Here is a 1311-nt window from a genome sequence, read left to right as displayed (position 1 = left end):
GGACGGCGGGTGAAGTCGGAAGCTGGTTGTCTTGGTTGAGCTTCTCGATGAGGAGTTGGATGAAGAAGCTGCTTTCAGATCCCTGCGGCCGAAGTATAAAGACAGCATAGCTGTTGAACCAAAATGCGCTCCTTCCTCCCACAATCTGACCGGCAACTTTTTGTTAATCAAAGCTTAATCCCAAAATAACTTGCAGATAACTTTTGGATCATTGTTGTTGAGGTATAGATATTCTGAGCTGTACTCCACCCCGGAAATAAGGGAAAATCCGATGTGCCAGATCGGCAGTAAAGTGAGAGTGAACACAAGACCCAATTTCGGAGTGGTTAGGAGAATCGCCGTGCGTCCTCTATCTCTGTTGGCGGTGCTTTGCAGCGTGGCTTTTGCCCAGCCTTTTGCGTGGGGATCCCTGAACCCAGCCTGGGCCAAGCCTTCCGGGACATTGCGCTTGTACACTTCCCAACCCGATGCAGACGCTCAGAAAACCGTGGCTGCGTTTCGAGAAGTTTATCCAGAAGTTTCCGTGGAGATCTTTCGCTCCGGCACCGAGGAGGTGATCAGCCGCTTTTTGCTGGAAGCAGAAAAGGGCAGTTCCCAAGCCGATGTGTTGCTGGTGGCCGATGCGCCTACTTTTGAGTTGCTGAAATCCCGCAATTTGCTGGAGTCCTACTGCAGCCCTGAAGCCAAGGCCATCGCCGCCACCTACTACGATCCAGACTGCCGCTACTTCGGCACCAAGATCCTGGCCACGGTGATCGTTTACAACACGGCCAAAGCCCAGCCTGTCGATAGCTGGGCAGCCCTAGCCCAGGTTCCGGAAGGCCAGCTGGTGATGCCCAGCCCCACCTATTCGGGTGCTGCCGCCTACAATTTGGGGGTGATCACCCGTACCCCCGGCCTGGGCTGGGAGTGGTACGAAGCGCTGAAAAAGAACAAAACTGTGCTGGTGCAGGGCAATGGCGCTGTCGCCCGCAACGTCGCCGGTGGCGAACAAAGCTACGGCATGGTGGTGGACTTTCTTGCCATTCGCAGCCGCAACGAGGGATCCCCGGTGGAGGTAGTTTATCCCAAGGAGGGCGTGCCGGTGATTACCGAGCCGGTGGGAATTGTAAAAGGAACGCCCAACCTGGAAGCTGCCCAGGCTTTTGTGGACTTCTTGCTGTCTCAGAAGGGGCAGGAGGTCGCTGCTGAGATGGGCTACATGCCGCTGCGGCAGGGTGTGACGCCGCCAAAAGGTTTCCCCGCTTTGAGCGAGCTGAAGATCTTGAGCGCCCCGGCAGCGGAGTTGGCCGAAAGCCGCGAGGCCGACAA

Annotated in this window: 1 protein-coding gene; it reads left to right on the top strand. The window is 56.3% G+C overall.

The features are described from left to right. Positions 1–340 precede the first annotated feature (340 nt). A partial coding sequence (locus NW844_RS09415) for an ABC transporter substrate-binding protein (protein WP_414335131.1) occupies positions 341–1311 on the top strand: 971 nt, incomplete at its 3' end.

It is taken from the genome of Synechococcus sp. H55.2 (assembly GCF_047462495.1).
Classification (GTDB): domain Bacteria; phylum Cyanobacteriota; class Cyanobacteriia; order Thermostichales; family Thermostichaceae; genus Thermostichus.
The sequence above is the reverse complement of the archived record's forward strand: the minus strand, read 5'-3'. Positions and strand labels throughout refer to the sequence as shown.